Annotated in this window: 7 protein-coding genes; all 7 read left to right on the forward strand. The window is 30.1% G+C overall.

Annotated elements, in window-relative coordinates; all coding sequences use genetic code 11:
* Nucleotides 1–132: 132 nt before the first annotated feature.
* The 7 genes from dndC (at nt 133) to ACFSY7_RS06970 (ending at nt 7,858) form a co-directional block, all read left to right on the forward strand.
* Nucleotides 133–1,722 carry a DNA phosphorothioation system sulfurtransferase DndC gene (dndC, locus tag ACFSY7_RS06940; protein WP_380147336.1) on the forward strand — a complete coding sequence of 530 codons (1,590 nt, stop codon included), beginning with the start codon at nt 133–135 and terminating at the stop codon, nt 1,720–1,722.
* Between the two features lie 18 nt (nt 1,723–1,740).
* On the forward strand, nt 1,741–3,699 hold the full coding sequence (gene dndD, locus ACFSY7_RS06945; RefSeq protein ID WP_380147337.1) for a DNA sulfur modification protein DndD: 1,959 nt from the start codon (nt 1,741–1,743) through the stop codon (nt 3,697–3,699).
* A 14-nt stretch (nt 3,700–3,713) separates the two neighbouring features.
* Complete coding sequence (locus ACFSY7_RS06950) at nt 3,714–4,079, forward strand: DndE family protein (RefSeq protein ID WP_380147338.1); 366 nt, start codon at nt 3,714–3,716, stop codon at nt 4,077–4,079.
* A 16-nt stretch (nt 4,080–4,095) separates the two neighbouring features.
* Entirely contained in the window at nt 4,096–5,214 is a 1,119-nt protein-coding gene (locus tag ACFSY7_RS06955) for a cysteine desulfurase family protein (protein WP_380147340.1), read from the forward strand.
* A gap of 64 nt (nt 5,215–5,278) precedes the next feature.
* A complete protein-coding gene (locus ACFSY7_RS06960) occupies nt 5,279–5,470 on the forward strand; it encodes a hypothetical protein (RefSeq protein WP_380147341.1) in 192 nt (63 codons plus the stop codon).
* Nucleotide 5,471: 1 nt separating this feature from the next.
* Nucleotides 5,472–7,487, forward strand: a complete 2,016-nt coding sequence (gene dndD, locus ACFSY7_RS06965) for a DNA sulfur modification protein DndD (RefSeq protein ID WP_380147342.1) — start codon at nt 5,472–5,474, stop codon at nt 7,485–7,487.
* Nucleotides 7,487–7,858 (forward strand): hypothetical protein, encoded by a 372-nt coding sequence (locus tag ACFSY7_RS06970; RefSeq protein WP_380147343.1) that lies wholly within the window; start codon nt 7,487–7,489, stop codon nt 7,856–7,858. The genes dndD (ACFSY7_RS06965) and ACFSY7_RS06970 overlap by 1 nt, the downstream gene beginning before the upstream one ends.
* Nucleotides 7,859–8,140 lie beyond the last annotated feature (282 nt).

The raw sequence follows: 8,140 nt of genomic DNA on the forward strand, positions 1-8,140 counted from the left end.
AGCACAAATATTTCTATTTAAGCAGATTTTTAATATAATATAAGATGTAATTTGGACCATCAATTATTTATGGTATAATATTAGGATCGTTATTTTTCTAAATTTTTTTAGAAAAGAAGGAAGTGCATATAAATGGATTCAATTATTTCAAATTTATTTGAAAATCAACTTTCACTCGTAGATGAGTCGAAAGAACTAATAAAGAAAGCTTATAAAGCTGACACCCGCCCGTGGGTTGTAGGCTACAGTGGTGGTAAAGATTCAACAGTTGCAGTTCAATTAATTTTTGAAGCTATGATGGAAATGCCTAGAGAAGAATTAACTAAAACAATTTATGTTATTTCTTCTGATACATTAGTTGAAACACCGCTAATTATTAACTCTATTAACCAAACATTAAGCCGTATTCAGAATGAGGCTATTAAGCAAAACCTACCTATTGAAACACATAAAGTTAAGCCCTTAGCTGAAAATTCTTTTTGGGTTAATTTAATTGGTAGGGGTTATCCATCACCTAACCAAACTTTCCGCTGGTGTACAGATCGTTTAAAAATTGACCCATCTAATCAATTTATTAAAGAAAAAGTATCTACATTTGGTGAAGTAGTCATGGTATTGGGTGTACGTGAAGATGAAAGTATCTCTCGTGGTAATAATATTCGCTCTCATACTGTAGAAGGCAAAATGTTTATGAGACACTCTACATTATCAAATGCGTTTGTTTTTGCTCCAATTCGCAGTTTTACTTTAGATGATGTTTGGAACTACCTGCTTAATTCTCCTTCGCCTTGGGGAGATGACAATTTTGAGCTGCATAAACTTTATCAAGACTCTTCTTCAGGTGAGTGTCCATTAGTTGTGGATAAATCTATTAAAGAAAGTGCTGGTTCATGTGGTAACAGTCGTTTTGGTTGCTGGGTATGTACAGTTGTTAATGAAGATAAAGCCTTAACTGGATTCATTCAAAGTGGAGAAGATTGGATGAAACCTCTACTAAACTTCCGTAACTGGCTAACAAGTATTCGCGATGACCGTACAAAACGAATGAAATTCCGTATGAATGGTCAAACGTATTTAAAAGAAGTGAAAATTATCACAAAAGACAACAGACCTTTTGTGTTTATCCCTAAAAAATCTGGTCGTCCTAAACAAGAAATCGATTTTGAATTATATACAGTTGTCAAAAAAGAAAACTTAAAAGCATATCTTGAAGAAAATGATGTTGATTTAAGTGCACCAGAAGACCAAATGCTTCTTATTGAATACACAGAAAAAGGTCTAGATGGAGAAGAAATGTTGAAATATGGTCAACTTGGCCTTGGACCATATACAATGCAATCTCGAAATGAAATATTACAAAGATTACTAGCTGTTCAAGCAACTGTTACACATCCATCTGATCCTTATTATGAATTAATTTCATTAGAAGAACTTAAAGCAATTCGTGAAACTTGGTTCAATGAGGGTATTTGGGAAGATGCAGTAAGTGAAACATATTACAAAGTTTATAATGAATATCCTGACTTCGATACGGATGATCAAGCTATTGTAAGCTCTGACCAAATTTCAGATTTGGAAATGTTATGCAAAGAATTTAATGTAGATGTTCGTACAATGAAAAAACTCATTAACATGGAACAAAAATATGCTGGCTATAAGTTCCGTCGCGGAATAAATGATGATATCGCCAAAATTTTAAAACAAGATTATTTACACTTATAGAGATTAGAGGATTTATTTATGATATTGAGAGACATCACTTTAGTAAATATTGGCGCTTATAGAGGTTATAACGACTTTGACCTTTCAACCACAACTGAGAAACCCGTTATTTTAATAGGCGGAGAAAATGGCGCTGGTAAAACAACATTTTTAAATGCTATAAAATTAGGTATTTTTGGAGCTTACAGCTTCGGCTATAAAACTGAGAATACCGAATATTATAAGCACGTTTTAGCCCTTTTAAATCATGAAGCTGTCCGAATTCAAGAAAATAATTTTTCTATTGCTATCAATTTTTCAATTACAGAAGGATTTAAAACTATAGATTATAATTTGAAACGTAAATGGCAGTTTAATGATCAAGGAAATATTAAAGAAGCTGTTTACCTAAAAGGGAATAATATTTTATATACAAACGAACAAACTGACTTATTTATGGATAAGTTAAAAGAAACTATGCCACCTCAAATTTTAGATTTATGTTTATTTGATGGTGAAGAAATCGCTAAGATTATTAGTGAAAACCGTTTGTCTGGATACATCGAAAAAGTTTCAAAAGTTGCTTTTAATTTAGATTTATTTGAAACACTCGAATTAGATTTAGATAAATATTCTAAACAAACTTTGGATATCTCATCTTTGAAAAAGAATGAAAAAGAACTTTTAGACTTAGAAAATGCTATTAATGAAAAAAGAGATGATTTACAAAGAAAACAAGCACAATTGTATTCTAATTCTGAACAATATCGTACTTTATTAGATGATTACAATGCCAAGAAAAAAGTGTTTAAAAATTTTGGTGGTCTTATTAAAACTGAATATGAAAAACTTTTAACAGAAATTAATACATTAGAATTAAAAAAACAGAATAATAATGAAAAGCTTAAAAAATTTGTTTCTACATTACTTCCATTCTATTTAATTCCTAATTTATTAAAGAAAACAAATGAACAAATTCAGCTTGAAAATGATTCAATTCTTTACAACAAAATGGACCAATTATTAGATTCAGAAAAAATGGAGAATCTCGCAAATTCTTTAAACTATAAAGATAAAACTATGTTAAAAGAACTCATCTTAGGCACAATTCAAAATGAAAACACTGTTGAGTCAATTCATTTTGCTTCGTTCGCTGAAAGCTCATTAGTAAATTCTATTTTTTCTAAGGTTGCTTCTTCCGATGAATTAAGTATTCATTTGGATTGTATAGAAGAAAATAGAGATATTACTAAACAATTGAAAGCTCTTAGAAGTAAATTAAAAACTCATGAAAAAAATACAGAATTCAATGAAATGTTGAGGGATTTAGAAAATATGTCTACCTCTATTCAAAAAATAGAGATGCAAAATAGTGACTTAAAACAAAATATTTCTACTATAAAAGCTGAACTTGAAAAACTTTTAGAACAAGAACATGCTATCAATCAATCACTGAGAAATCTTGATAAATCTGAAAGTTCATTTTTACACTCTAAAAAAATTATTGATTTAAGTAAAAAATTCAGGATGATACAAGTAGGTAAAAAGCTACTTCATGTTCAAAATGAAGCTTCTAAAATGTTACAACGTATTTTTAGAAAAGAAAATTATATTTCTTCTATTCATATTGATCCTAAAACTTATGAAGTGTCATTGAAAGATCAGTATCAAAATGCTATAGAAAAACGTACTTTATCTGCTGGTGAAAAAGAAATTTTATTAATTTCTATTATTTGGGCTATCTTTAGCATTAGCGATAAGAAAGTTCCTTTTATTTTCGATACTTTATTAGGACGTTTAGATAAAACTCATAAAGCAGCTGTACTGACAGAATTTATCCCTAAAAGCGGTACGCAAGCAATTGTATTATCAACTGATAGTGAGGTTGACCAATTGCATTATGATCTTTTAGAACCTTTTATTTCACATGCGTATCGCTTAGAATTTAATACAAATGCACAAGAGACTTCTATCAACACAGGTTATTTTGTATTTTAATGGAGATGAATTAAATGAATTTCAGATTGAAAACTTCTAAACAAACAGAAGAAATTTTAAAGAAACTAAGTGCTTCAACAGGTTATACTTGGAATGTATTATCAAGAATTGCTGTATCATTATCCCTACAAATCCCTACTATGCCTGAAAAAGTAACTGATACTGCAGGCGTTGATATTGCACGTAATACAATGACTGGCGAATATGATTATGTATATAAATCATTAATTACTCAGCATGCTGGTCATGCTATTTCGGAAGATGATTACTTCCCAGATTTATTCAATGCACATCTTGAAAGAGGAATTACTCTACTTAATGGAGAATACGATTTAGCTGGAAACACAGATCGTTTCTTATCTAACTTATTCAAATTATAAAGCTGGTGATGAAAGAATGTTATATCTAGACAATAGCGCAACCACTCAAATACATCCTTCAGTAAAAGAAGCTATGCTTCCATTTTTATTTGAAGAATACGGGAATGCTTCAAGTAAATATTATGATCAGGCTCTAACTGCTAAAAACGCTGTCGATGAAGCTAGAAATAATATGGCGAATCTTTTAAATGCAAAATCTGAAGAAATTATTTTCACAAGTGGATCTACTGAAAGTAATAATATGTTTATTAAAGGTGTTGCCCATTATTATAAAAATAAAGGCAAACATTTAATTACTACTGAAGTTGAACATCCCTCTGTTCTAGAATGTTTTAATTTTTTAGAAACAGAAGGTTATGAGATTACACTTTTAAAACCCGATAAATTTGGTAGAGTCTCTGTACAGCAGTTAAAAGAAGCTATTCGTCCTGAGACGATACTCGTTTCTGTAATGTGGGGAAATAATGAATTAGGTTCTTTAAATCCTATTAAAGAATTATCAGATTTGTGCATAGAAAATGAAATCTTATTCCACACAGATGCTACACAGGTAGTAGGAAAAATTGATATTGATTTAGAAGAATATCAAGGAATTTCTTTCTTATCTTGTTCTGGTCATAAATTCCATGGTCCTAAAGGAATTGGCGCTGCCTATATTAAGAGTGATGAATATGGCATTTTAACACCATTTACTCCACTTTTACATGGTGGCGGCCAAGAGAAAGATATTAGAAGCGGCACTTTAGCTTTACACAATATAGTTGGACTTGGTAAGGCTGCTAAAATAGCTAAAGAAGAGTTCTCAATAAATTATGAGCGAGTTATAAAATCTGAAGAAACTTTAGTAAATATTCTAAAACAAAAATTTGGTCAAAATATTCGATTTAATAATGATAAAACAAATAAAATTCCTGGATTATTAAGTGTTCAATTTATTGGCATCAATAATGAAATCTTATTAAAAAAACTTGCTCCTTATATCGCTGCCTCAACAGGATCGGCATGTAGTTCGAGCAAACCTTCTCATGTTTTAAGCTCTATTGGATTATCTTTAGAAACAATTCGTTCAACTATCCGTTTTTCTCTATCCAGTTATACAGAACCTGAAGAATTAGAGATTTTCAAATCACTCTAGCAATTAAAAAGACCTTGCATTATATGTGTGGTCTTTTTAATATGCTAAAAAGGAGAATTTATTAATGAAAGAACTTGAAAAAATTCAAAAACAAATGCTATTCAAGTTAGAAGAACAAACTCAAGTACCTTATATACTTATGAAAAAATTATTACAAAGCGCTGAAACATATTCAACAAGCGAAACTACATCTAAAGAACGGATATCTGAATATCGTGCTTTAATTAACAAGCATATGAAGACTAAGGAGAATTAACATGTTATTAAAAAAATTATTGTTTAAAAACTATAAAACATTTTATGGTCCTCAACACATTGATTTGACTCCTCCACCAGCTAAAGATGGTCAATATGTCCCGAATATTGCGCTTATTGGTGGACTAAATGGTGCTGGTAAAACTACTATTTTAAAAGCAATTTGGTATGCTCTTTTTGGGTCACAAGGAATGAATGCAGACGCGCAAAAAAAATGGAATGCTAGTATTATAAATAATTATGCTTTTGCTGAAGGTAGTCGAGAAGCTTCTTTATCCCTTTTTATCGAGACTGGTGACGAAGAATGGGAAATTGCTGTTAAATTTTATGTTAATGAAAATAAAATAGTTACACATGAAGAAAGATTTATTTTTATTCGTCCTCTAAGTGGTACATATCGAAAAAAACATACTTTCCAAAACATGTATGACTTTGTTAAATATACAAATTCTATTATTCCTTCTTATGCTGCTCCATTCTTTATTTTTGATGGAGAAGAAATAAAAGATTTAATAAAAAAACAAGATACTAATCAAATGATTTCTGCTATTAAAACAATTACAGGTGCAAATGCATATGATGTTCTATTAACAGATTTGGAAGCTACTATTACATCAATTAATAAAGAATTAAGTAAGACAACAAATATTAATGAAGTTAAGAATGCTGAAAAAGAATTTGCTAAGCTAGAAGAAGAAGTTAAACGAGAAAAAATGTTATTAGAAAGTAAACAATTTGAAGCAAACAAAAATGAAAAAGCTTTACAACAACTAAAAAAAGACCGAATGGCTATTATTTCTCAAAATAATCATTCTAGAGAAACAATTGGCAAAAAAATTGGACGCTTAGAAACTTCAATTGAAATGACTAGTAAAGATATTAATGAGCTATTTAAAAGCCAACATAATACCATCTTACTAACGAACAAAATGGAGAAATTAAAAATCTCTATTTTAAACGAGAAAAAATCTAAAGAAAATCTAATTATGAATGAAAAAGCTTTAAAACCATTTAATGATTTTTTAAATATCGCTATTAAAGAAGATATTGATCCGCCACTTACATCTGATCAATTACAACAAATACAAGAAAAAGGAACAAAATGGTATGCTAAACAATTTAATATTTCACTAACAGATGAAGCACCTGCTAAATTCATTCATGATTTATCTGGTAAAGATGAAAGATACTTAACTTCTTTACAAGGAGCTGCGCTAAGTACATTAGAAGGTAAAATCAAGCAACTACATGGCTTTGAACAAGAACTTGCTCAAACTATCCAAAAACAATCAGATGCTCCTGAGATGCTTAATATAGATTCAGAAAATACCCGTATTGATCTTTTAAATCAAAAACAACTCGCTTTAAAAAATATAATTAGTCCTTTACGGGTTAAAGTAAACGCATTACAAGATAAGTTATTAAGAGCTAGAAAACAGTTTAATTCATTAGCTGCTAAGTCTACGAATGGTTCTAACTTGTCACAAGAATTAGAGAATGTTGAAAAAACATATACAGCCTTATCTCAACATGTGCGTCAACTATTGGCTTATAAAGCTACTTCTGTAAAACAAGAATTTGATTCGATGCTCAGAAAGCTTATTCGTAAAACTGACGAGTTTAGTAAAATTGAATTTGATTTAGCAACTGCATCTATTCGCCTGTACAATAGTAAAAACCAAGAAATTGATATAGATTCTCGCTCAGCCGGTGAACAACAAATGATTTCTTCAGCATTGATTTGGGCATTGACTCGTGTCTCTTATTTAAATTTACCAATTGTTATTGATACGCCATTAGGTCGTTTAGATAGTAAACACCGTAAAAATTTAATTGAAAATTACTATCGTGATTTAAGCTCACAAGTAATTATCTTATCTACAGATACTGAAGTAGATGCTAGTTATTTAAAAGAAATTTCTCAATTTACTTATAGCCAATACACATTAGATTATGATGAAGATAAAAAATACACTGTAATCCGTGATGGTTACTTTAACATGGAAGGAAAATCATAATGGGGAATAAAAAAATTATTTTATCTGGGGAGTCTCGAAAAATTATTGATGAACTAATGGTACTTTTAAATTTTTCAAGACCTCAAATGGTTGAATTCTCTTTATCAAAAGGCCTTTCAATAGCAAATGGTCCAACCGAAATACAATCATTTGATTTGAGTACTAAATGGGAATTTGGAGAAAGCATTATTGATGGTTCAGAGTACCTTTTATATAAACATTTAATTATTAATGAACAACAACGTAGTCTTTCTGAAGAAGAAGTTTCTAAATATATGGGAAACTATATTGAATTAGGTTGCCGTAAATTGAAGGAATTAATGACTAATAAATCTTCTATTGAAGATTTACGTTTAGCATTATTAAAATAACGAAAACCCACTTCCATGCTAAGAAGTGGGTTTTTAATTACCTAAAATATAATATTGAAAACAAATTCACTACACCTCATTCGAAACAAAGCACATTGTCTCTCTTACCCTTACAACTTCTATTTCCATTCCCAAAAGCTTCCACTCTCCCCATCCTAAAGCTATACTTAATCCATCTGTCATAATCGCTGTTAAAATCCTCGATAATACCGTTTAAAAATTCCCCACTAATAACGGATAATCTATATTAGACAATATAGATTGGAAGTGTGGAGATGACGG

This window comes from Kurthia populi, from assembly GCF_042686175.1.
In the GTDB taxonomy this organism is placed as follows: Bacteria; Bacillota; Bacilli; order Bacillales_A; family Planococcaceae; genus Kurthia; species Kurthia populi.